This is a genomic window from Pseudomonas sp. P4_B4, assembly GCF_056402255.1.
Map to the genome: position 1 here is coordinate 1 of NZ_JBFUHS010000085.1, position 950 is coordinate 950.

At 49.9% G+C, this 950-nt stretch carries 2 tRNA genes and 2 rRNA genes; all 4 read right to left on the reverse strand.

Annotated features, from left to right (window positions below):
- Positions 1-202: ribosomal RNA gene (locus tag AC1DVE_RS31130) — 23S ribosomal RNA — on the reverse strand; the annotation flags it as partial.
- Positions 203-436: 234 nt separating this feature from the next.
- Positions 437-512: transfer RNA gene (locus AC1DVE_RS31135), tRNA-Ala, on the reverse strand.
- A gap of 30 nt (positions 513-542) precedes the next feature.
- Positions 543-619, reverse strand: a tRNA-Ile gene (locus tag AC1DVE_RS31140).
- 159 nt (positions 620-778) lie between these two features.
- Positions 779-950, reverse strand: a 16S ribosomal RNA gene (locus tag AC1DVE_RS31145); the annotation flags it as partial.

Below are 950 nucleotides of genomic sequence, written 5' to 3' on the forward strand. Positions count from 1 at the left end.
CCCCTGGTTCGCCCCCCTGGTTCGCCTCTTGCACCTATGTATTCAGTACAAGATAACCATCTTATGATGGCTGGGTTCCCCCATTCAGACATCTCCGGATCAAAGTCTGTTTGCCGACTCCCCGAAGCTTTTCGCAGGCTACCACGTCTTTCATCGCCTCTGACTGCCAAGGCATCCACCGTATGCGCTTCTTCACTTGACCATATAACCCCAAGCAATCTGGTTATACTGTGAAGACGACATTCGCCGAAAATTCGATTCTTGCTCATAAAGAGCAACTCACAAATTTTACCTTAGCCTGATCCGTTACCAGTGAAAGTAACGTTCAGTCTATCTTTCTATCACATACCCAAATTTTTAAAGAACGATCTAATCAAAAGACTAGAAATCAATATTCACATCGGAATACTCATTTCTAAACTTTCAGAAGCAGTAGTGGTGGAGCCAAACGGGATCGAACCGTTGACCTCCTGCGTGCAAGGCAGGCGCTCTCCCAGCTGAGCTATGGCCCCGTATTTCTACAGGCGTTTCCCACACAAAATTGGTGGGTCTGGGCAGATTCGAACTGCCGACCTCACCCTTATCAGGGGTGCGCTCTAACCAACTGAGCTACAGACCCAATTTCGAGCTGCTAAGGCCGACCTCACCCTGCTCTTAACCACAGAGCATGGGGTGCGCTCTAACCAACTAAGCTACAACCCCAAGGCTGCTTCTTATCGTCTTCTTCAATGAATCAAGCAATTCGTGTGGGAACTTATGGAGCAGCTGAGTCGTCGATTAAGGAGGTGATCCAGCCGCAGGTTCCCCTACGGCTACCTTGTTACGACTTCACCCCAGTCATGAATCACACCGTGGTAACCGTCCTCCCGAAGGTTAGACTAGCTACTTCTGGTGCAACCCACTCCCATGGTGTGACGGGCGGTGTGTACAAGGCCCGGGAACGTATTCAC